The organism is Massilia suwonensis (genome assembly GCF_042655665.1).
GTDB classification, from domain to species: Bacteria; Pseudomonadota; Gammaproteobacteria; order Burkholderiales; family Burkholderiaceae_D; genus Telluria; species Telluria suwonensis.
The window spans coordinates 512957-534400 of sequence record NZ_JBHSMR010000014.1; the positions used below are offsets into that span (position 1 = coordinate 512957).

18 protein-coding genes and 2 tRNA genes are annotated in these 21444 nt (G+C 64.3%); 14 read left to right on the forward strand and 6 right to left on the reverse strand.

Going from position 1 to position 21444, the window contains the following annotated elements:
• Positions 1–155 precede the first annotated feature (155 nt).
• The 5 genes from ftsH to ACFPQ5_RS22725 all read left to right on the forward strand — a co-directional run bounded on the left by ftsH (position 156) and on the right by ACFPQ5_RS22725 (position 4665).
• Positions 156–2042, forward strand: coding sequence for an ATP-dependent zinc metalloprotease FtsH (gene ftsH, locus ACFPQ5_RS22705; protein ID WP_379761085.1), 1887 nt, complete (start codon positions 156–158; stop codon positions 2040–2042).
• Between the two features lie 128 nt (positions 2043–2170).
• Positions 2171–3007, forward strand: a complete 837-nt coding sequence (gene folP, locus ACFPQ5_RS22710) for a dihydropteroate synthase (protein ID WP_379761087.1) — start codon at positions 2171–2173, stop codon at positions 3005–3007.
• 21 nt (positions 3008–3028) lie between these two features.
• Positions 3029–4366 carry a phosphoglucosamine mutase gene (gene glmM, locus ACFPQ5_RS22715; protein WP_379761089.1) on the forward strand — a complete coding sequence of 446 codons (1338 nt, stop codon included), beginning with the start codon at positions 3029–3031 and terminating at the stop codon, positions 4364–4366.
• A gap of 78 nt (positions 4367–4444) precedes the next feature.
• A tRNA-Pro gene (locus ACFPQ5_RS22720) sits at positions 4445–4521 on the forward strand.
• Between the two features lie 67 nt (positions 4522–4588).
• A tRNA-Arg gene (locus ACFPQ5_RS22725) sits at positions 4589–4665 on the forward strand.
• Between the two features lie 18 nt (positions 4666–4683).
• On the opposite strand, the gene ACFPQ5_RS22730 is transcribed toward ACFPQ5_RS22725, so the two are convergent.
• Both ACFPQ5_RS22730 and ACFPQ5_RS22735 read right to left on the reverse strand, forming a co-directional pair.
• Positions 4684–5169 carry a hypothetical protein gene (locus ACFPQ5_RS22730; RefSeq protein WP_379761091.1) on the reverse strand — a complete coding sequence of 162 codons (486 nt, stop codon included), beginning with the start codon at positions 5167–5169 and terminating at the stop codon, positions 4684–4686.
• A 143-nt stretch (positions 5170–5312) separates the two neighbouring features.
• Positions 5313–6398 (reverse strand): M28 family peptidase, encoded by a 1086-nt coding sequence (locus ACFPQ5_RS22735; protein WP_379761093.1) that lies wholly within the window; start codon positions 6396–6398, stop codon positions 5313–5315.
• A 210-nt stretch (positions 6399–6608) separates the two neighbouring features.
• On the opposite strand from ACFPQ5_RS22735, the gene ACFPQ5_RS22740 reads away from it, so the two are divergent.
• The gene (locus tag ACFPQ5_RS22740) at positions 6609–7574 is read left to right on the forward strand and encodes an MBL fold metallo-hydrolase (protein ID WP_379761095.1); all 966 of its coding nucleotides are present in this window, start codon (positions 6609–6611) and stop codon (positions 7572–7574) included.
• 9 nt (positions 7575–7583) lie between these two features.
• Here the strand turns inward: ACFPQ5_RS22740 and ACFPQ5_RS22745 are convergent, their stop codons facing one another.
• A complete protein-coding gene (locus ACFPQ5_RS22745) occupies positions 7584–8864 on the reverse strand; it encodes a family 1 glycosylhydrolase (protein ID WP_379761097.1) in 1281 nt (426 codons plus the stop codon).
• 96 nt (positions 8865–8960) lie between these two features.
• Positions 8961–9401, reverse strand: coding sequence for a hypothetical protein (locus ACFPQ5_RS22750; protein WP_379761099.1), 441 nt, complete (start codon positions 9399–9401; stop codon positions 8961–8963).
• Positions 9402–9459: 58 nt separating this feature from the next.
• On the opposite strand from ACFPQ5_RS22750, the gene ACFPQ5_RS22755 reads away from it, so the two are divergent.
• From ACFPQ5_RS22755 to ACFPQ5_RS22765, 3 genes are all read left to right on the forward strand, one after another.
• On the forward strand, positions 9460–10728 hold the full coding sequence (locus tag ACFPQ5_RS22755; protein WP_379761101.1) for a TonB family protein: 1269 nt from the start codon (positions 9460–9462) through the stop codon (positions 10726–10728).
• A 211-nt stretch (positions 10729–10939) separates the two neighbouring features.
• Positions 10940–12028, forward strand: a complete 1089-nt coding sequence (locus ACFPQ5_RS22760; RefSeq protein WP_379761103.1) for a polysaccharide biosynthesis/export family protein — start codon at positions 10940–10942, stop codon at positions 12026–12028.
• A 16-nt stretch (positions 12029–12044) separates the two neighbouring features.
• Positions 12045–12188, forward strand: a complete 144-nt coding sequence (locus ACFPQ5_RS22765; RefSeq protein ID WP_379761105.1) for a hypothetical protein — start codon at positions 12045–12047, stop codon at positions 12186–12188.
• A 140-nt stretch (positions 12189–12328) separates the two neighbouring features.
• Here ACFPQ5_RS22765 and ACFPQ5_RS22770 read toward each other — a convergent pair whose 3' ends face one another.
• The gene (locus tag ACFPQ5_RS22770; protein WP_379761107.1) at positions 12329–14227 is read right to left on the reverse strand and encodes a polysaccharide biosynthesis protein; all 1899 of its coding nucleotides are present in this window, start codon (positions 14225–14227) and stop codon (positions 12329–12331) included.
• Between ACFPQ5_RS22770 and ACFPQ5_RS22775 the strand changes: the two genes are divergently transcribed.
• Positions 14217–14453: a hypothetical protein gene (locus tag ACFPQ5_RS22775; protein WP_379761109.1), complete on the forward strand. Its 237-nt coding sequence runs from the start codon at positions 14217–14219 to the stop codon at positions 14451–14453. The genes ACFPQ5_RS22770 and ACFPQ5_RS22775 overlap by 11 nt on opposite strands.
• Positions 14454–14811: 358 nt before the next feature.
• On the opposite strand, the gene ACFPQ5_RS22780 is transcribed toward ACFPQ5_RS22775, so the two are convergent.
• A complete protein-coding gene (locus tag ACFPQ5_RS22780; protein ID WP_379761111.1) occupies positions 14812–15756 on the reverse strand; it encodes an N-acetylmuramoyl-L-alanine amidase-like domain-containing protein in 945 nt (314 codons plus the stop codon).
• A gap of 233 nt (positions 15757–15989) precedes the next feature.
• On the opposite strand from ACFPQ5_RS22780, the gene ACFPQ5_RS22785 reads away from it, so the two are divergent.
• From ACFPQ5_RS22785 to ACFPQ5_RS22800, 4 genes are all read left to right on the forward strand, one after another.
• The gene (locus ACFPQ5_RS22785) at positions 15990–18953 is read left to right on the forward strand and encodes a TonB-dependent receptor (protein WP_379761113.1); all 2964 of its coding nucleotides are present in this window, start codon (positions 15990–15992) and stop codon (positions 18951–18953) included.
• A gap of 187 nt (positions 18954–19140) precedes the next feature.
• Positions 19141–20691, forward strand: coding sequence for a Rieske 2Fe-2S domain-containing protein (locus ACFPQ5_RS22790; RefSeq protein WP_379761115.1), 1551 nt, complete (start codon positions 19141–19143; stop codon positions 20689–20691).
• 314 nt (positions 20692–21005) lie between these two features.
• On the forward strand, positions 21006–21170 hold the full coding sequence (locus ACFPQ5_RS22795) for a hypothetical protein (RefSeq protein WP_168710087.1): 165 nt from the start codon (positions 21006–21008) through the stop codon (positions 21168–21170).
• 52 nt (positions 21171–21222) lie between these two features.
• Positions 21223–21396, forward strand: coding sequence for a hypothetical protein (locus tag ACFPQ5_RS22800; RefSeq protein WP_379761118.1), 174 nt, complete (start codon positions 21223–21225; stop codon positions 21394–21396).
• The last annotated feature ends 48 nt before the right edge of the window (positions 21397–21444 follow it).

Sequence of the window (21444 nt, forward strand, 5' to 3'; positions counted from 1 at the left end):
GCGCGCATTGTCGAGGTCGAAATGGTGGCAATATGGCATCATGGCGGTTTGTGCATCGCACGGCCTGCGTGTTGTGAGTAAATCCCGAGTAAAATCGGGGGTAAAATCGGCAATCTCAAATCGGTATTGGTGCGATTCGCATCGGAGGAGTTTTCGTGAATAATATGTTTTCCAAATCTGCCATCTGGGTGGTAGTCGCACTGCTGTTGTTCATGCTGTTCAAGCAGTTCGACAACCATAGCCCTGCCGGTGGCAGCAAGACCATCGCTTATTCCGAGCTGCTCGACGATGTGAAAGCGCGCCGCGTCAAGGACGTCGTGATCGAAGGCCTGAACGTGACGGCCACCCGCACCGACGACACCAAGGTGCGCGCCACCTCGACCGTCCTCGACCGCGGCCTGATCGGCGACCTGCGCGAGAACGGCGTGCGCTTCGACGTCAAGCCGCCGGAAGAACCGAGCTTCCTGCAACAGATCTTCATCTCCTGGTTCCCGATGCTGCTCCTGATCGGCGTCTGGGTCTTCTTCATGCGCCAGATGCAGGGCGGCGGCAAGGGCGGCGCTTTCTCCTTCGGCAAGTCGAAGGCGCGCATGCTCGATGAAACGAACAACAGCGTCACCTTCGCCGACGTCGCCGGCTGCGACGAAGCGAAAGAAGAAGTCAGCGAGATCGTCGACTTCCTGAAAGATCCGACCAAATTCCAGAAGCTCGGCGGCCGCATCCCGCGCGGCGTGCTGATGGTCGGTCCTCCGGGTACCGGCAAGACCCTGCTGGCGCGTGCGATCGCCGGCGAAGCGAAAGTGCCGTTCTTCTCGATCTCGGGTTCCGACTTCGTCGAAATGTTCGTCGGCGTCGGTGCATCCCGCGTGCGCGACATGTTCGAGAACGCCAAGAAACACTCGCCTTGCATCATCTTCATCGACGAGATCGACGCCGTCGGCCGCCACCGCGGCGCCGGCATGGGCGGCGGCAACGACGAACGCGAACAGACGCTGAACCAGCTGCTGGTCGAGATGGACGGCTTCGAGGCCACCTCGGGCGTGATCGTGATCGCCGCCACCAACCGCGCCGACGTGCTGGACAAGGCGCTGCTGCGTCCGGGCCGTTTCGACCGCCAGGTGATGGTGGGCCTGCCGGACATCCGCGGCCGCGAACAGATCCTGAACGTGCACATGCGCAAGGTGCCGATCGGCGCCGACGTCAAGGCCGACATCCTGGCCCGCGGCACCCCGGGCTTCTCGGGCGCGGACCTGGCCAACCTGGTCAACGAAGCGGCCCTGTTCGCCGCGCGCCGCAACAAGCGCGTGGTCGAGATGGGCGACTTCGAAGACGCCAAGGACAAGATCTACATGGGTCCGGAGCGCAAGTCGATGGTCATGCGCGAGGAAGAGCGCCGCAACACGGCTTACCACGAGTCGGGCCACGCGGTCGTCGCCAAGCTGCTGCCGAAAGCCGATCCGGTGCACAAGGTCACGATCATGCCGCGCGGCTTCGCGCTGGGCCTGACCTGGCAGCTGCCCGAGCACGACAACCTGTCGGGCTACAAGGACAAGATGCTGGAAGAAATCTCGATCCTGTTCGGCGGCCGTATTGCCGAGGAGATCTTCGTCGGCCAGATGTCGACCGGCGCCTCGAACGACTTCGCCCGTGCGACCAAGCTGGCGCGCTCGATGGTGACCCGTTTCGGCATGTCGGAAAGCATGGGCGTGATGGTCTACGAAGACAGCGAGAACGAAGGGTTCTTCGGCGGCGCTACCAAGACCATTTCGGAAGCGACCCAGCAGAAGGTCGATGCCGAGATCCGCGCCATCCTCGACACCCAGTACGCGCTGTCGCGCCGTCTGCTGGAAGAGAACCGCGAGAAGGTCGAAATGATGACCAAGGCCCTGCTCGAGTGGGAAACAATCGATTCCGAGCAGATCAACGACATCATGGCCGGCCGCGAGCCGCGTCCGCCGAAAGCCGGCCTGCTGACCAAGCGTACGCCGCCTGGCGACAGCGGTTCGGGCGGCGTTGCCACCAACGCGACGGCTCCGGCCTGATCGTAGCTTGACTCGATCTTGCGCTTGATCGCCTAGCACCTCCTCAGCAAAAGACATCCATCCGGATGTCTTTTGCTCGTTAACGAGCTGGCGACGCGCCGTCCCCATCCATTTTTCCCGGTTCAACTATGCGTCACCTGTTGCAATGCGGCCGTTTCAGCTTCCGGCTGGAACAGCGCCCCCTCGTCATGGGCATCCTGAACGTCACGCCCGACTCCTTTTCCGATGGCGGCCGCTATGGCACGCTCGAGTTCGCCATTTCGCATGCCGAGGAGATGGTGCGCGACGGCATCGACCTGATCGACATCGGCGGCGAATCGACCCGTCCCGGCTCGCCCAGCGTCCCGGTCGAGGAAGAGCTGCGCCGCGTGATGCCGGCCATCTATGCGCTGCAGGAAGTAGGGCGGGCCTTGTCGGTCGACACCTGCAAGCCCGAGGTGATGCGCGAAGCAATCATCGCCGGCGCCGACATGATCAACGACATCAACGGCTTTCGCGCGACTGGCGCGATCGAGGCCGTCAAGGACAGCGACTGCGGCCTGTGCATCATGCACATGCAGGGCACGCCCCAGGACATGCAGGCCGAGCCGCAATACGCGGATGTGGTGGCGGAGGTGATCGCCTTCCTGCGCGAGCGTATCGATGCGCTGCTGGCGGCCGGCATCGAGCGCGAGCGCATCTGCGTCGATCCGGGCCTGGGCTTCGGCAAGACGGTCGAACACAACTATGCCTTGCTGCGCGCAACCCGCCGCATCGAGGAAGAACTGGGCTTCCCGGTCCTGATCGGCCTGTCGCGCAAATCGATGATCGGGGCCGTCACCGGCCGTCCGGTCGAAGGGCGCTTGCCTGGTAGCATTGCAGGCGCGTTGGCTGCTGTGGCGCATGGCGCTAAAATCCTGCGCGTACATGATGTAGCAGAGACGGTCGATGCGCTGAAGGTCTGGCGCGCGGCCACCATTGATTAACAGAAAACAAAGAGAACAAGCATGGCACGCAAATATTTTGGTACGGATGGCGTTCGCGGTCAGGTTGGCGTGGCACCGATCACCCCTGACTTCGTGATGCGCCTCGGCTACGCCGCCGGCAAGGTGCTGGCCAAGGACTATGCCGCAGGCAGCCGTCCGACCGTGTTGATCGGCAAGGACACCCGCATTTCCGGCTACATGCTGGAAGCCGCGCTGGAAGCGGGCTTTTCCGCCGCCGGCGTCGACGTGATGCTGGCCGGCCCGATGCCGACCCCGGCGATCGCCTACCTGACCCGCGCGCTGCGCCTGCAGGCCGGCGTCGTTATTTCCGCCTCGCACAATCCCTTCCAGGACAACGGCATCAAGTTCTTCTCGGCGCATGGCACCAAGCTGCCGGACAGCGTCGAGCTGTCCATCGAGGAAGCGATCGACCAGCCGATGGATTGCGTTCCATCCGACAAGCTGGGTCGTGCGACGCGCCTGCGCGATGCCCAGGGCCGCTACATCGAATTCTGCAAGAGCACCTTCCCGAACGAACTCGACCTGCGCGGCCTGAAGATCGTCGTCGACAGCGCCCATGGCGCCGCCTACGCCATCGCCCCGCACGTGTTCCACGAACTGGGCGCCGAAGTGGTGTCGATCGGCGCCAGCCCGGACGGCTTCAACATCAACGCCGGCTTCGGCGCGACCGCACCGAAGGCGCTGTCCGCCGCCGTGGTCGAGCACAAGGCCGACCTCGGTATCGCGCTCGACGGCGACGCCGACCGCCTGATCATGGTCGACGCCAGCGGCCGGGTCTATAACGGCGACGAGCTGTTGTACCTGATGGTGCGCGACCGCATGTCGACCGGCCCGGTGGAAGGCGCCGTCGGTACGCTGATGACGAATATGGCGCTGGAAGTGGCTTTCAAGGAACTCGGCATCGGCTTCGCCCGCGCCAAGGTCGGCGACCGCTACGTGCTGGAAGTGATGCAGGAGCGCGGCTGGCTGCTGGGCGGCGAGGGCTCGGGCCACCTGCTGGCACTGGACAAACACACCACCGGCGACGGCATTGTTTCGGCCCTGCAAGTGCTGTCGGCCCTGAAGCGCAGCAACAAGTCGCTGGAAGCCTGCTGCGCCGAGCTGACCCTGTACCCGCAAACCCTGATCAACAAGCGCGTCGCGCCCGGTTTCGACTGGACCAAGGACAGCGCCATGGTGGCGGAAAAGGAAGCCGTCGAACGCGAACTGGGCGACAACGGCCGCGTGCTGATCCGCGCGTCGGGCACCGAACCGCTGATCCGCGTGATGGTCGAAGCCAAGGACGCGGCCATGGCCGAAAGCATGGCGCGCCGCATCGCCGACAAGCTGGCGGCCTGACGCTCAGCTTTAACTGCAGCCGACTATTGCCGTCCTTGCATTGACGCGCCGCGCTCCGGCGAGTATCATCAAAGCATTCGGAGTGTAGCGCAGCCCGGTAGCGCACCTGGTTTGGGACCAGGGGGTCCAAGGTTCGAATCCTTGTACTCCGACCAAGCATTACAAACGGGCCGTCTTCGACGGTCCGTTTTCATTTCTGCGCCGGCACTCGCCGGCACATCTCTGCCCATAGCTCAGTTGGATAGAGCATCAGCCTTCTAAGCTGAGGGTCGCTGGTTCGAACCCAGCTGGGCAGGCCAGCGTTTCAATTTCTTAGTTCAGACCACGTGGCCCGGCGCCGGCTTTGTCGCGTGCTTGGCAAACGACTTCGCCAGTACGGCATGCCGGTGCTCGAAGAACTTTTTCACGAACCAGCCCACGATCGGGCCCGCCACGCGCGGTTTGAAGGTCAGATTGTCGGTTACCAGCGTGCCGCCCGCCGTCGGCGTGACGATGCGCTCATGGCGCCAGGAACGCATCGAGAGCAGGGGCGATTGCTCGACGAAACGGCGGCCCGGCTCGATTTCGGCGAAGGTCAGCTTCGACATGTCGATCGGGAAGAGTCCGAGCAGCAAAAACTGGCAGCGGCACAGCGGCTTGTCGAGCGTGGTGTCCTCGCCGATATGGGTCATGCCCTTCGGGAAGGTGATCTTGAGGACAGGCCACATCTCGGCCTTGATGCCCTTGATCGAGGTCGACCAGGCCCAGACTTCTTCGGAGGAAGCCGGAACGGTCGTCGTGAAAGTATGTCGTACTGTGCTCATCGGGCCTCCGCTGTTCATGAGGTCGATTGTGGGCGCAAATGTGACATCGATATGTTAGCCAGTTCGCAGTTCGAACAAACTGTTACAAATCATTCCGGCCTCAGCCACACATAACAGGGGCGCCCTTGGCGCCCCTGTTCGGCTTATTTCAGATTACGGCCTTGCCAGATCCCGAGGTACTTGCTTGCCTTCGGATTCTTCGCATTCCACTTCGGCGTGTCCGTGCCGTTGGCGATGTTCCAGATTGCCAGCGCAACGGTGCGATCGACCGCGGCCATGTTCTCGTAATCGATCTTGTCCCAGTGGTCGCCCGCGCCGTGGTAGTCGGGGAAGGCATAGGCCACGCTCACCGTGTGCGAGGGGATACCCTGGTCGGCAAGCGCCTGGTTGTCGCTGTGCGCGAAATACTTGTCGCTGTTGACCGGGTGCTTCGAGACGCGGATGCCGGTATCGTCGCCGGCGCTCTTCAGGATCGCGCCGACCTCGGAAAAGTCGAAGCCCGTGACGGCGAAGGCACGCACCTGTGGGCCTTCGCTGTCGTCTGTACGGCCGACCTGTTCCAGGTTAATGCCTGCAATCGTCTTTTCGATCGGCACCAGCGGATGGGCGCCGTAGTAGCGCGAGCCGACCAGGCCGTGCTCCTCGCCGAACACGGTCATGAAGACGATGCTGCGCTTCGGGCGGGTCTTGTGGGCGCTGAAGGCCTTGGCCAGCTCGATCACCGACACCGTGCCGCTGCCGTCGTCGTTGGCGCCGTTGAAGATGACGTCGCCCGGTCCGGTCTTGGTGCCGACGTGGTCGTAGTGGGCCGTGACCAGGATGTAGCTGTCCTTCAGCACCGGGTCCGAGCCGCGCAGGACGCCGACCACGTTGCGCACTTTCACCGGCGCAGCAGGCGTGCTTGGGGGATTCTTGGCCCGCTTCGGATCGATCAGGTTCCAGTCCGCCGTCTGGAAGTAGCCGTCGTCGCCGAGCGGCTCCAGGCCGGCCGCGCGAAACTGCGCGGCGATGAATTCGGCAGCGATGTCGAGTCCCGGCGAGGGCGTGCCGCGGCCGCCGAGAGCGTCGGAGGCCAGGAAAGACAGGTTGCCGCGCATCGACGCAGCCGAAATGCGTTCGAGCACGGGTGCGACCTCGGCAGGGACGGGCGCGGCGGCGAGGGGCAGGGCCAGCGACAGGCCGAGCAGGGCAGGGAGGGCGCGGGGAAGCAGACGGCGGGGCAGGGACATGGGTGTGGTCGTGAGTTGATGAAGTAGCAAAGCTGTCCAAGTATAGCGCCGCACCTTGTCCGGGGGAACATATGCATGCGAGTGCGATCAGGCTGTCTACGGGCTTGATCTTGTCTGTCTGGAAACGGGCGCCGCCGGCGTGGTCTTTATGTTAACGTCTCGGCTATCTGCAGTCCGCGGTCGGCGGACTCGTCCATTTACGGAGTGTGTATGCGTGTTCATCGTTTACTGGGGCCTGCCGTCTTGCTGGCTGCGTTCGGGATGTCGGCTGCGGGGATTGTCCAGGCCGAAACCCAGCCGCAGGCAAGCGCGCCGCAGGGCGACACCTACACGCTGAAGCTGCCTGCCGGCGAGTCGCCTGCCGAGGCGGCGCAGTCCGGCACTGTCCAGTTCATCGGCACGGCAACCGTGCTGATCCGCTACCAGGGCCTGACCATCCTTACCGATCCGAACTTCCTGCACAAGGGCGATCACGTGCACCTCGGCTATGGCCTCACTTCGCAGCGCCAGACCAATCCCGCCATCGAATTCGACAAGCTGCCCCCGATCGACCTGGTGATCCTGTCGCACATGCACGAGGACCACTTCGACAAGCTGGTGCAGGAACGCCTGAACCGCAACACGCCCATCGTGTCGACGCGCGAGGCCAGCGAAAAGCTCAAGCGCCTGGGCTTCCAGCAGCGTTTCGCCCTCAGCGAATGGGACAGGCTGGAAGTGAGCAAGGGCGAGACGCGCCTGCGCATCACCTCGGTGCCGGGGCGCCACGGCGCGGCCGGGGTGTCGGTGCTGCTGCCGAAGGTCATGGGCAGCGTGCTCGATTTCGGCGCCCACGCCGATACCCCCGACTACCGCATGTACATCAGCGGCGACACCCTGGTCTACGACGACATCCGCAGCATCCCGCAGCGTTTCCCCGGCATCGACCTGGCCCTGCTGCACCTCGGCGGCACCCGCATCCTGGGCGTGTTCAAGGTGACGATGGACGGCAAGGACGGCGTGCAGATGATGCAGATTGTGAAGCCGAAGAAAACCATCCCGATTCACTACAACGACTACGACGTGTTCAAGTCGCCGCTCGCCGAGTTCGCGCGTGAGGTCAAGGCGGCGGGCCTGGAGGAGGGTGTCGTCTACCTGGCCCACGGCGACACGTACACGTTCACGCCGCGCAAGCCCTGAACGGGGCCGTCAGCCCTGGATCGCCCCGCTGGCCGGCGATTCGGGGTCGATCGAGGTAATCTCGGCGCCGAACTCGTGCGGCATGACGACCGGCACCTGCAGGCAGATGCTCTTGGTCGGCAGCACGGCTTCCCAGGCTTTTACCAGTTCGCGGTAGGCGACGCCAACGGGGCGAATCTTGCGCTCGAGGTCGAACAGGCCCAGTGCATTCACATTTCCATTGTTCACCCGCAGCGCACTGTCCCAGTCGACCTGGTCCGTCAGCGAATACCAGGTGAAGCCGATCAGGGGCACGCCGTTGTTGCGTACCCGCAGCACGTTCGCCCATTCCTTCTTCAGCCAGTACACGGCCTCGTCGCCGGCCGGACCCTGGCACAGGTTCGTTTCGGTGTGCATCACCGGCAGGCGGTAGCGGTTGTAGTACTGGTGGGTAATGACCGCATAACCGAAGATTTCGCCGGCCGCGCGCGTCGCGCCGTCGGCCGAAACGTAATGCTCGTTGGTCTGGTAATAGTCGTTCCCCATGATGCAGTGGTGTTTCAGGTTGTGCTGCAGGAAGAAATGGTATTCCTCGCGCTTCATCCCGTTGTCGAGCAGGTATTCGTACATGTCCGAGTCGACGCGCCGGCCGTAGTTCAGGTCGAGGGCCAGGAAGCGGCGCGCATTGTTGATCTCGGCCGGGCCGATGGCGTCGGGCGATTCGGCGTGGAAGTATTCGGTCGATTCGCTCTGGATGAACAGGGCGTCGGGACGCACTTTCAGGATCGCGTGCATGGCCAGGATGTTGGCCCTGACCAGGTGCTTGATCGCAGTGACGAAGGCGGCGTCGGTGCGCAGCTGCTCGTTCCACCAGCCATACAGGGTCGAGAACACGGCGCAGATCCACATTTCGTTGATCGGCGTGTACATCTGGACCCAGGGGTAGCGCCGCGCAAAGGCGGCGGCATAGTCGGCGAAGAGTTCGGGAAAGTCCGGATTCTGGAAATTGCCGATCCAGTCGGGCACGCCGAAGTGGCACAGGTCGACGATGGGCGCGATGTTGCGGCGGTGCAGGTCGGCGAAGGCGAGGTCGGCGAACTCCCAGTCGAAACGGTTCGGGCCGAGCCAGGTCCGGTGCAGGGGAGGGCCGTAGCGCAGCACGCGCAGGCCGAGTTCCTGCACCAGGTCGAAGTCGAGTTTCCAGTGCTTGTAGTGGCCGCATTTTTCCAGCTCGTCCATGCGCAGGCGGCCACCCTCGATGGTCGGGGCGCTGTTCTCGATCCCGGTCGCGAAAATGAAACCTGCGTGCATCTGTTCCCTCCGTCGGTATCAGGGCGCTGCCAGTATGGCATACGGCGCCGGCTGCTGCTGGCGTGCGCACGCGCTCGTTCGGAACGCGCTATGCTGTCAACTCAACAATACCGGGCCCGCCACCTGCATGCCGACCGACCAGCCTTGCGCGCACGACCTTGCCAATCGCCGGATGGTCATCGGCCTGCTGCTGTCGCTGCTGGCGCATGCGCTGATCCTGTCGATTGGCTTCGGGCTGTCCGGCCAGCATGAGGGCGGGGCAAGGCCGATCACGGTCAGCCTGGCGCCCTTGCCGCCGGCTTCCCCCGAGCACGAGCCGGCGCCGGTGGCTGCGGACGCGGTGCCTTCCTTGCCGCCCACGCCTTTATCGCAGCGAACGCCTGGCTCCGGATTCCGCGTGGTCGATCCGGTACCGATGGCGCCGCCGCCCGTCGCGCCCCAGGCCCAGGCCCGGCCCGCCAGGCGGCGGCGCACGCCGCGTCCGCTGCTGCCGCCGCGGGAGACCCCGTCGACGCCCGTGATCGTGCAAGAGGACAATCCCGATGCCGCGTTCAGCGTGCCGCTTGCCGATGAGCGGCCTGAGCCGGTTGCGCCGGTGCCTGAGGTGAAGGAGCCGGAGCCGCTGGCAGCCGAGGCGGCGCCGGAACCGGAACCGGAAGAGGATGCGGCCGGGCTCGCACGTGTGGAGCAGCAGCGCGCGGCCGAAGAGGAAGCGCTGCGCCTGGCGCAGGCGCAGGCGGCCGAGCGGCAACGGCTGGCCGAGGACGAGCGGGTCCGCGCGGCAGAGCGTGTCCAGGCGCAACGCCTGGCCGGGGAGCGCGCCCTGGCGCTGCAACGCCAGGCACAGGCGGAGCAGGAACAGGCACGCCAGCGCGAGGAAATGGCAGCAAGGGAACGCCAGCTTGCCGGCGAGGCCGAGGCGCGGCGCGTGCAGGAAGAGCAGCTGCATCGGGAGCGCGACAGGCAGCTGCGCGTGGCGCGGGACGAGGTCCGCGCGCGCGAACTGGCGGCACAGCGGGCACTTGCCGAGGAAGAGCGACGAATTGCCGCGGCGCGCGAGGCCGAACGCCAGGCTGTAGAGCAGGCTGCGCAGCGGCTGGCGGCCGAGCGCGAACAAGTAGCCCGGCAGCGGGCCGAGGAAGTTGCCCGCGAGCAGGCCCGGCAGCTGGCGCGTCAGCAGGAAGAAGAGGAACGGACGCGCCGCCAGCGCGCCGAGCAGGTGGCGGCCCAGGAAGAACTGGCGCGTCAGCAAGCCATCGAGCAAGCGCGCCGGCAGGCACGCGAGGCTGCCGAGGCCGAACGCGCGCGCCAGGTGGCGCAGGGAACGGGCAGCGGCGACCCGCCCGGCACGGCGCCCGGGAACGGTTCGGGCATCGGCGGCACCCTGCCGCGCGCTACGCTCGGTGGCGCCGGCCTGGGCGGCAGGGCACGCGAACTGCTGCGTGGGATCGAGCTCCCCGGCACTCCGCCGGCGGCGCTGCGTCCCGCCCAGCAGATGGCGGAGGGACGCCGGCGCGTAGTCGACACCCTGGAGCGCGACGTGCCCTTGCGTCTGTATGTCGACAGCTTCCGTCAGAAGATCGAACGCAATGCCGCGCAGATCCGGATGCAGGTGGCGGGCGGGCCGGGGCGTGCCGACCCGCTCGTCAGCGTGGCCCTGCGCAGCGACGGCAGCGTCGACGACGTCACGATCGTGCGCTCGAGCGGCCGCGCCGATCTCGACGAGGCCGTGCGCCGCATCGTACGCCTGAATGCCCGCTACGCCGCGTTCCCGCCGAACGTGGCTGCCCGTTTCGACGTGATCGAAATTCGCCGGATCTGGTTGTTTGCCGAAACCCTGAAACTGCTCGAGGAAGTGCGTTAACGCCTGCCGAATTTTCCGGTAGCAATAAAGCATGGACGACGCGCTCCTCGGCTCGCCGTACCCGCCTCGACTAAGTCTGCCGTTTGATATGCAGCAAAGCCGCCTGTGATGAACGCCGTACGCTGAGTTAGTCAGCAATATAACGGCAGTCCAATTCACGGGCCAGGTCATGAATTTTCCAACAGAAATTTTGCGTTGGCGCTTAGTCGCCGTGGCAACCGCATTCGTGCTGGCCGGCTGCACCACCGGCCTGCAGTTCCATGCACAAGACAGCAAGGGCAACGCCGAGCCCGCGCCGCCGACCGAAATGATTACCGAAGAGCTGATCGCGGCCGAGAAGCGCTCCAGTGCACAGCAGGGCGAACAGAACCTGTCGCGCCTGATGGTGCCGCACCCGCCGCCTTACACCATCGGGCGAGGCGACGTCCTGGCCATCGTCGTCTGGGACCACCCTGAGCTGGCAGGCGGCGGCGTCACGGCGGCCACCGCCGCAGCCGACGCCGCTGGCACAGGGGCCAACAGCAACTCGAATGCGCCGCAGCCGGGCTTCGTGGTCGACCACCAGGGCCGCATCCAGTTTCCCTTCGCCGGCCTGCTGCCGGTCGAAGGCCTGACCGAGGACGCGGCGCGTGCGCTGCTGACGCAAAAGCTGGCGCGCTACATCGCCAACCCGAACATCACGCTGCGCGTCCAGGCCTATCGCAGCAAACGGGTCTACATCGACGGCGAAGTCAAGCAGCCCGGCCTGCAGGCGATCAACGATATCCCGATGACCCTGGTCGAAGCGCTGAACCGGGCCGGCGGCCTGCTGCCGACGGCCGACCAGAGCCGCATTGCGCTCGAGCGGGGCGATGCGCGCTACAGCATCAACCTGCGCGACCTGGTCCAAAAGGGCATCAACCCGGGCAACATCATGCTGGCCCCGGGCGACGTCGTGCGGGTGCACTCGCGCGACGAAAGCAAGGTCTTCGTCTCGGGTGAAGTCGTTCAGCCGAAGGCGCTGACGATGCACAACGGCCGGCTGACGCTCAATGAAGCGCTCGGCGAGACGGGCGGCATCAGCCCCTTGAGCGGCGACGCGCGCCAGATCTATGTCGTCCGCAAGACGCCGGAACGCACGCGCGTCTTTCAGCTCGACGCCCGCCTGACCGGCTCGCTGGCCATGGCCGAGTCCTTCGAACTGCGTCCGAAAGACGTGGTCTACGTCGCCGCCTCGCCACTGGCGAACTGGAACCGCCATCTCAGCCTTCTGTTCCCCGGTGCGCTTACCTCCGCGGTCAGCGTCACCAACCGCCCGTGAACATCGGAGACAAGCTATGACCAAACCGACCGACCATCTTCCGATGACGCATGTGCCGCACCATCCGCCGATCCTGAGCATCCCCTTCGATCCGCGCTCTTCCATGAACGCCGCCGACGAACCGGCGGCCGATCTGAAAGGGCATTTCAACACCCTGTAGCCGAGTCCGATGATGCCGATGACCGCCGTGCGGTCGCGCAGTTTGGCAGTGAGCTGCTGCAGGTGGGCCGATTGTTGTTCGTCGCGCATGTGTTCCTCGCCAACTTTAAGTGGTGGGTGGGTGGAGAAGGGGTGCTGCCGCTAGATACGGAAGGGCACGAATTTGTGGATGAGACTCAGCCGTGCCTTGCCCGATTCGAGTTCGGGTTCGGGAGCTTGTGCCGGCGTGCTGGCCGGAAGCTGGGGCGTGTATTCGCTGACGATGGCCTTGACCATCGATTCGATCATGCCGCGCTCGTGCGTTTCGCAGGCCATCATCAGGCAGGTGATGCAGGTCTCGAGGACACTCGGGCGCAGGGCGTTTTCCTTCATGCGCATGATGCGCGGGTGCTCGCTGGGGAAGACGGTGCCGTCGGTCAGCAGCTCCTCGTGCAGCTTTTCGCCCGGGAACAGGCCGACGAACTTCACTTCGATGTCGCCGTCGGGGTGCTGCGGCGTCTTCTCGGTCAGGCCGGACATGGCGAGCAGCGTGCGCGCCAGCTCGACGATGCGTACCGGTTCGCCCATGTCGAGGACGAACACGTCGCCGCCCTTGGCCATGGCGCCGGCCTGGATGACCAGCTGGGCCGCTTCGGGGATCAGCATGAAGTAGCGCGTCACGTCGGGGTGGGTGATGGTCAGGGGCCCGCCGCGTGCGATCTGACGCTGGAACAGGGGAATGACGGAACCCGAGGAGCCGAGCACATTGCCGAAGCGGACCATGCAGAAGGTCGTTTGCCCGTCGTGCCTGGCCGCGGCCGCCTGGAAGATCAGCTCGGCAATACGCTTGCTGGCGCCCATGATGTTGGTCGGGCGTACCGCCTTGTCGCTCGAGATCAGGACGCAGGTTTCGACGTGGTGGGCGGCGCAGGCGGCGGCGATGACCTGGGCGCCCAGCACGTTGTTGCGCAGGCCTTCGACGATGTTGGTTTCGACCAGCGGCACGTGCTTGTAGGCGGCGGCGTGATAGACCGTGTCGATGTGGCCGTCGGACAGGACGCGCTCGACCAGGTCGGCATTGCAGACCGAGCCCAGGTGGGCGTCGATGCGCAGGTCCGGGAAGCGGGTGCTGAGTTCCTGGCGGATGGTGTACAGCGCGAACTCGGAATGATCGAGCAGGTGCAGGCGGGCCGGGCCGAGCGTGACGATCTGGCGGCACAGTTCGCTGCCGATGGAACCGCCGGCGCCGGTGACGAGCACGGTCTTGCCGCGGACGCAGCGGGCGAACAGGTCAAGCCGCGGCGGGACCGGCGGGCGGCCGAGCAGGTCTTCGAACTTCAGTTCGCGGATCGAGTCGCGCGGGCGGGTCCGGTCGTCGGCCAGGTCGACCAGCCGGCTCAGGATCTTGGTGGTGACGCCGGCCCCGGCAAGGCGCTGCATGATGTCGCGCAGGCGTTCCGGCGGCATGCCGGGGACGGCGATGACGACGGTGCGGATGCCGTGGGCGCTGACCAGGTCGGCCAGGCGGTCGGTGTGGAACACGCGCAGTCCGGCGATGGTGCGGTCGTTCAAGGCGCGCTTGTCGTCGAAAAAGCAGACCGGGCGGTATTCGTCGCTGTTGCGCATGGTTTGCGCTAGGCGCGCCCCGGCTTCGCCGGCGCCGTAAATGGCGACGGCATCCGAGGCCGGCCGGCGCGTGCTGTGGTTGCGCAGGAAATTACGCATGCCGATACGCGAGGTGACGACATAGGAAAAAACGATGAACCAGTAAATCGCGAGCGCGCTGCGCGGGAACATGGCGTCGTTAATCGCGAACAGCACGACATAAGCGCACAATACCGCGATGCCGAGTGCAAATCCGGTCGCGCTCAATAAGCGGCCGTCGATAAAGCGAATCACCGCGCGATACAGGTCGGACATCGAAAAAGCGGCGATCGTCACCAGGGCCACGATCAGGTACGAGGCGGGGCCATAATGGGAGGCGAGTTTTAAATCGCCGCCGCGTAATAACATCGCGATCAGAAAACATAATGGCAAGGCGACCAGATCGATGCAGACCATCAGTACTATTTTGGTGGTCCGATGCAGCGATACCATTCCGGCGCAAAACTGGCTTAATACACGGTTCGAAAAGGTTGGCATGATGCGCGTTACTCGTCGGATAGTTGCAATGGGATCGGTAAAGGCGTTGCGCGTCGAAATGGCAGTGCGTAATGAAATAGAAAGCGCGCGGAAGAGAAAGAAAGATTCCCTCGGAAATAATCAACAGGAAAATATAATCCCTTAAAAAGCTACTATCGTTGTTGAGTAAATTTATTATCTGCTTCAGCCGGATTGCTGAGTTTGACCCTGCTCAACCACGAATTGCGAATTAAAACGAAACTGGCTGTTTATTTAATTTAGGAAATGTAATTTGGAAATAAATCGAAATCCGGCCGGCAATAGATTTCCGATAGGAATATATTTAAAAACAATTGTGCGGAAAAAGAGAGACGGCCGTAAGCGCACGAAGCATTCATGCGTACGGCGCGGGAGGAGCCGGGATGTCGGCCAGTGACAGGCAAGCGCTGCGGCACTGGGGCGGCAGCGAGAAGAAAGGTCGCCGGCTGCGGGCGCCTGTCGCAGGCGCCGCGCAGCAGGGCGGATCAGGCCCCCGGACGGGGCTGCGGCGCCATGGGCGGCACCACGATGTTGTCGTTCAGGCGCAGGAACTTGAAGCCGGCCAGGCGCTGGCCGTTCTTGCCTTCGCGTGCATTGCGCGCTTCGCGCTCGGCGGCGCGGGCGATGAAGGAATCGAAGCTTTCCTCGCGCACCTTTGGCTCTTGCGAATGCAGGAAATGGCGCTCGCCGTTCGCTCCGAGCACCACCAAGCCGACGTGCGAGGCCCAGTGCTCGCCGTCGCGGGTCGAGATCACGTTGACGAAATCGCCTTCCCGCAGCTGAGCGGCGATGGCCGCGACCTGCTCCTTGGGCACATAGCTCTGGCGGCTGGTTTCGACCGGGATGTCGCGTTCGGTGTTGTGGCGCGTCCTGAGGAAGCGCGCGCGGTCGACCCGCATGCCATAGCTCGGTCCGTTCGCGCCCGCCAGTTCGGCGCTGATGTCGGTGACGAGCCAGTTGTTGGCGACGTTCCAGTCCATCTCGGTGTAATGGTTTCGGGTGGCGACGCCGATCACGCCGTCGCGGTAACGGATGCGTTGCAGCATCCAGAAAAATTCTTCCCAGGAGCGCGACAAGGCCATCGCATAGGTGTGTTCCGCGAATACGACGCAATCGCTTCGTTCGAGGCTGAACATCGGCAAATCGTCGTGGACTTCGAAGGGAAACTCGCCCAGCAGGTTCAGCAGGTAGGGTTGACCCAGGTTCTTGCGCCCGATGGCGGCGATGCGGTGGCGCAGGTCGGGCTCGGCGGCGTGGACCCAGGCCACGTAGCGCCCGGCTTCGACCGGCGTCATTTGATAGATCTGCTTCTGGAGGATGGTGTCGATCGCCACCGGGGCGGCCGGCGCCGTCCCGGCGGGCGGCGAAGTGGTCTGGCTGGCGCAGCCGCCCAGCGTGGCGGCGGCGAGCAGCAGGGGAATGAAGCGCATGAACGAATCTCCGTGTTGTGTTTTCAACACGCTAACGCGGCCACACGGAATTTGACAATAACAATCTGTCGGCCATCCATCACCTGATGTTGTACAAGTCGAACATTCCTTCAAGTTATGGCTGCGGGATCACAAGTAATTTTCCAATAATTAACTTATAGCCAATACTATCAATATGGCCGCGCTCGTCCGCCGCCGCCCGCAGTACACATACTTATATCAGGAGAGAGAGCATGTTCAAACAGAAGCCCCTGGCAGCCGCCGTTTCGATGGCGCTGTGGAGCCTGGCCGCCTTGCCGGCGATGGCGCAGACGGCAGACGCCGAAGCACCGATGCAGACCGTCGAAGTCACCGGCATCCGCGCCTCGATGGCGAAGTCCTTGAGCGTCAAGAAGAATGCGACCGCCAACGTCGAGGTCATCACGGCCGAAGACGTGGGCAAGATGCCGGACAAGAACCTGGCCGACTCGCTGCAGCGCCTGTCCGGTGTGGCGGTGCGGACCGACTACGACGAGGCGGAAAAAGTGTCGATGCGCGGCACGAACGCCGACATGACCCTGATCATCTTCAATGGCCACACGGTGTCCGGCGGCGACTGGTACGTTGCCGACCAGCTGTCGAGCAGCCGCTCGACCAGCCTGTCGCTGATGCCTTCGCACGTGCTGAACCAGGCCGTGGTCTACAAGACCTCGCAGGCGAATATCGTCGACGGCGGCCTGGCCGGCACCATCAATGTAACGACGCGCAAGCCGCTGTCGCAGAAAGAGCGCCTGAGCGGCGTCATCAGCGGCGGCGTGAGCTATGCGGACCTGCCGGGCCGCGCTGCGCCGGACATGAACGCCACCGTCAACTGGAAGAACGAAGCAGGTACGGTCGGCGTGATCGTGCAGGGCTTCGCCGAAAAGCGCCATGTGCGCCGCGATTCCGTATCGCGCTTCGCCTATGCGGGCGGCAGCGGCTGGGACGTGATCGACACCTCCAAAATGCTCGGCATTACCGATGCCTCGCTGGCCGGCAGCGGCTACACGGCGGCCGAGCTGAACGGCGTGCGCCTGCCGGGTTCGATGAGCACGGAATTCGTGGAGAGCGTGCGTGACCGCAAGGGCGGCATGTTCTCGGTCCAGTTCAAGCCGAACAGCGACCTCGACGTGACCATGACCGGCTTCCACTCGGGCATGAAAGCGAACAACTTCGGCCGCCTGAATGCCGGCGCCATGTTCAGCATGCTGCGCGGCGAGGCTGGCCCGACGGGCGGCACCACCCCGACCTCGGTCAATGGCCAGCGCGTCTACGCACAGATCAAGAATCCGGTGATCGTCGAGGAAACCACGCTGTACGGCGACAAGCTGCGCGTGCTCAAGAGTGCGGACATCCTGTACCCGACCGGCACCCCGCCGCAATATATCGGCGAAACCGAAGGCGCCTACCGCGACGGCGCGAAGTCGAGCAGCGCCTTCCTCGACCTGGACGCCAAATACCGCGTCAACCAGGACCTGACCCTCAAAACGCTGTTCTCGACCACCCGCGGCGTCGGCGAGACCGGCCTCGACCAGGGTCTGACCTACACCCGCTACGGCACCGGCGTCTCGTACGCACTCGGCAGCCTGCGCGATGCGCCTTTCGTGCAGTACTACGGCACCGGTCCGAATGTCCCGGGCCGCAACGCCGACGGCAGCGGCTTCGCCCTGACCGGACGCGCCGCTTCCGGCGTGAAGACGACCGACAAGGAAAGCAGCCTGCAACTGGATGCGGAATACCGTCTGGAAAAAGGCCTGTTCCAGTCGATCGAGACCGGCATTCGCTACGCCGACCACCGCCGCGAAAGCGCACGCCGCTTCCCGCAGCTGCGCAGCAGCGTGCTGGCGACCAACGCACCGACCGGCGCAGACACCTGGATCCCGTATCCATCGGACTTCGGCGCCGGCCTGGACGGCCCTAACGGCTGGGACAATACCAGCTGGACCCTGACCCCGGACGCGCTGAAGGCGTATTTCGCCGCCAACAGCAAGGCGACCTCGCCCGACTGGGAACGCCGCGCTGCGAGCGAACTCGACATGCGCGAACGCCAGAGCGCGGCCTACGTGATGGCCAACCTGGAAATGGATCGCCTGTCGGGCAACATCGGCATGCGTTTCGTCCGTACCCGGGTCAATGCACAGGTTCCGATTCCGCTGCCGACAGGCGCCTGCGCCCGTTCCGCGCCGAACGAGCCGGCAATTCCTTGCCCGGCCTTCCCGACCGCGCTGACGACCGTGGGCGAGGGCGTGCAATACTATGACGACACGGTGTTCAATCCACTGGCCGGCGTCGTGTACTACAAGCGGCCGACCGACCAGACCTTCGACAACTACCTGCCGAGCCTGAACCTGCGCTACGAGCTGACCAAGGACATGATCGCGCGCTTCGGCGCCAGCAAGACCCTGGGCCGCCAGAACTACAACCTGCTGGGCGCCGGCTACAGCGGTGCCACCTGCCTCGTCACCGGTTGTACCGTCAACGGCCCGAACCCGAACCTCGGACCGATGGTCGCGAAGAATATCGATGCTTCGTGGGCATGGTATTTCGCACGCCGGTCGATGGTTGCCGTGAATGTCTTCTACTCAAAGATCGATGGCTATCCGAAGACCGGCTCGCCCGGTGCGGACAGCGTCGAACTGGTCGACCCGCGCGACAGCATCCTGAAGACCTTCGCCGTCAACAGCTCGCTGCAGCAGGGCGCGAAGATCGCAGGCATCGAACTGTCCTACGAGCAGCCCTTCGGCAACACGCCTTTCGGCTTCACCTCGAACGTCAGCCGCGCCAAGACCAAGGTCGACGACGGCCGTCCGATGACGGGTGCTTCCGAATACGCGGCCAACCTGGGCGCCTACTTCGAGAACGACCGCCTGTCGGCGCGCCTGGTGGCGAACTATCGCAGCGAGTACGTGAACACGACGACCGCCCCGACGCCGAACTCGACGAACAACAAGTCGCTCGTCAATGGCATCCTGATGTTCGCGGCGCCGACCATGGCAGCACCGGTGACGACGCTGGCCTTCAACGCCAGCTACAACATCTCGCCGAACCTGATTGTCTCGTTCGACGCGACCAACCTGACCAACGTCAAGCGTGCCTACTATCGCTACAGCGAAGAAGAGCAGCAAAAGCTGGACGTGATCGGCCGCCAGTTCTACCTGAACCTGAAGTACAAGTTCTGACAGGCAGGCTGGCAAGCTGAACGGGGAGCGCGCTCCCCGGATTGCCCCCAATGGCCGGCGACGGTTGTTGGGGGCTTTTTCTTTGCGAAGCGGGATGCGCATGCCTTGCGCGCTATCAAACGGGACGCGGCGGCGCAGGGCAGCGTTTACGCCGGCTCAAGTCCGGACGTCGATTGAGGACTAGTGTATGAGCCTCCTTCCACCTCCCGGTTCCCATATGAACGCCGAACTCACATTCTGGGGGCACAATTGCTTCCTCGTCGAAACCGACACCGAGGCCTTGCTGATCGACCCGTGGCTGAACGACACCGGGGCATTCTTCGGCAGCTGGCACCAGTGGCCGCCCAACGGGCACCTGCGCGGCGAGGTCGTGGAACGCTGTACCGGCAAGGCGCTCGCCATTTTCCTGACGCACGAACACCAGGACCACTTCGACCAGTCGACGCTGGCGCTGTTCGCCGCCCATCCCGACTGCACCGTGTACATCCCGGCCTACAAGGACAAGTTCCTGCTGGATGCCCTGTGCGGCATGGGCCTGCGCGCGGTCGAGCTGGCCGAGGGCGAATCGGTCGGGAAGGGCATCCGCCTGCGCATCTTCATCGACGACAGCGGCATCAACCACGACAGCGCGATTTTCGTGCAAGCCCCCGGCCTGACCTTCTTCAACCAGAACGACTGCAAGCTCTTCGACCGGCTGCGCATGCTCAAGAACGAGCTGGGGGAGATCGATTACTACAGCGTGCAGTATTCGGGAGCCAACTGGCACCCGGCATGCTTCGACTTGCCCGAGGGCCAACGGCGCCTGCTCGCCAAGAGGAAAGTGCTCGCCAAATTGCGCAACGTGCTGACCGGCATAAAGATCCTGGCGCCGCGCCAGTTCGTGCCGGCCGCGGGGCCGGCCTTCTTTCCCTTCCTCGATCCGGCATTGAACAGCGGCGAGGGCACGATCTTCGTCCACCAGGACGAGCTGGGCAAATACCTGGCGCAGAACGGCGTTCATAAGGTCGTGTATCCGCGTCCGGGCGAGCGCGTGGCGATGGACAGCAGCCGCACGCCCATTCCCGGCCCCACGCCCGACGAACTCGCGCACTACCGCGCCACGCATCGCGACGTGTGGCAGGAACTGCGCGACGGCTTCTCGAAGGAGCGCTTTGCGCAGGTGCTGCAACGCCGGCTGGACCTGATCGCCGGGATCGCCTTGCCGCCCGATACGCCGGCGGTCGCCTTCAACTGGGGCCCGTCGCAAGAAGACTGGCTGGTGGCCGACCTGGCAAACAACAAGCTGCTGCAGTCGCAGGAGCCGGGCGCGCCTTGCGAGACCATCACGGCCGACACCCGCTACTTCTCGCTGATGTGCGGCGCGGACCGCTGGCAGGACATCGTGCTGAGCATGCAGGCGCGCGTCCAGCGGGTGCCCGACGTGTACAACACGCTGGCCAACATCTTCCTCTTCGCCGACGAATCGAACCTGCGCCAGTCGCTGCTGCAGAACCTGAACCTGTCGAAGGAACGGATCGTCATCGAGCACCGCGGGCAGAAATACGAAATCAACCGCTATTGCCCGCACCAGGGCGGCGACCTGGCCTATGCCCTCATCGACGACGACATGAACGTGGTCTGCCCGCGCCACAGCTGGCGCTTCGACCTGGGCTGCGAAGGCATGTGCAAGTCCTCGGGCATGAGCATCGAGGCCGTGAAGCTGGTGGAAAGCCCGGGGGAGCCTGCCAGCGCGAAGTGAAGCGCGCCGCCAGGGTCTCGTCGACAAGGGAGCCGCGAAGGGAGCTGCGGCTCCCTTTTTTGCGCCCGTGTATGCCTGGTCCTACAACACGACGCGCCAGTTTGGCCGCTCATCCGTAGAGCGAGTGTGCGGCATCTAACGGTCCGGATCTTATGCGTTCGATATGATGAAGCCGTGTGAGTGAGGCGCCAGCGAATTCGTTCTGCAGGCCTGCCAAATACCTCAACAGGTTAGCCGGTCGCCTCGAGGATCGGCACCAGATTCCAGCCGGCGCCAGGTGGCGGCGGCTCATAAAAACCGGAAGCGGAGGCCCCATGTCTGCCACGACCAAGAATCCCCCGAAGCACCTGGTCCGCGAATACCTCGCGCGCCGGACGCGCGATCCGCAACCGCCGCCGACGCCTGAAGAAATCCGGCGCCAGCTTGGCTGGGGTATGCTGATGCCGGCGGACCTGAAGCTCGGCACCGGCCGGTCGTGATCCGCATGGTGACCCATCTTCCGGGCACATCGTTTTCATAGAGGAGAAGCACATGACCAAGCGTATTGGTAACAAACACGAAGCCCAGCACCGCGGCAAGGACGAACGTCTCGACATCCGCCGCACCAACATCGAACGCGAGGCCGTCAAGCAGGCCACCGCGCGCGCCAAATACCGCAACCAGGTCAAAGGCCAGCCGCCGATGAACCTGTCCGAATCTGCCTGATTTCGCCTGATTTCGCCCGCTTTTCCCTGGCAGTACACGGCCCGCCCG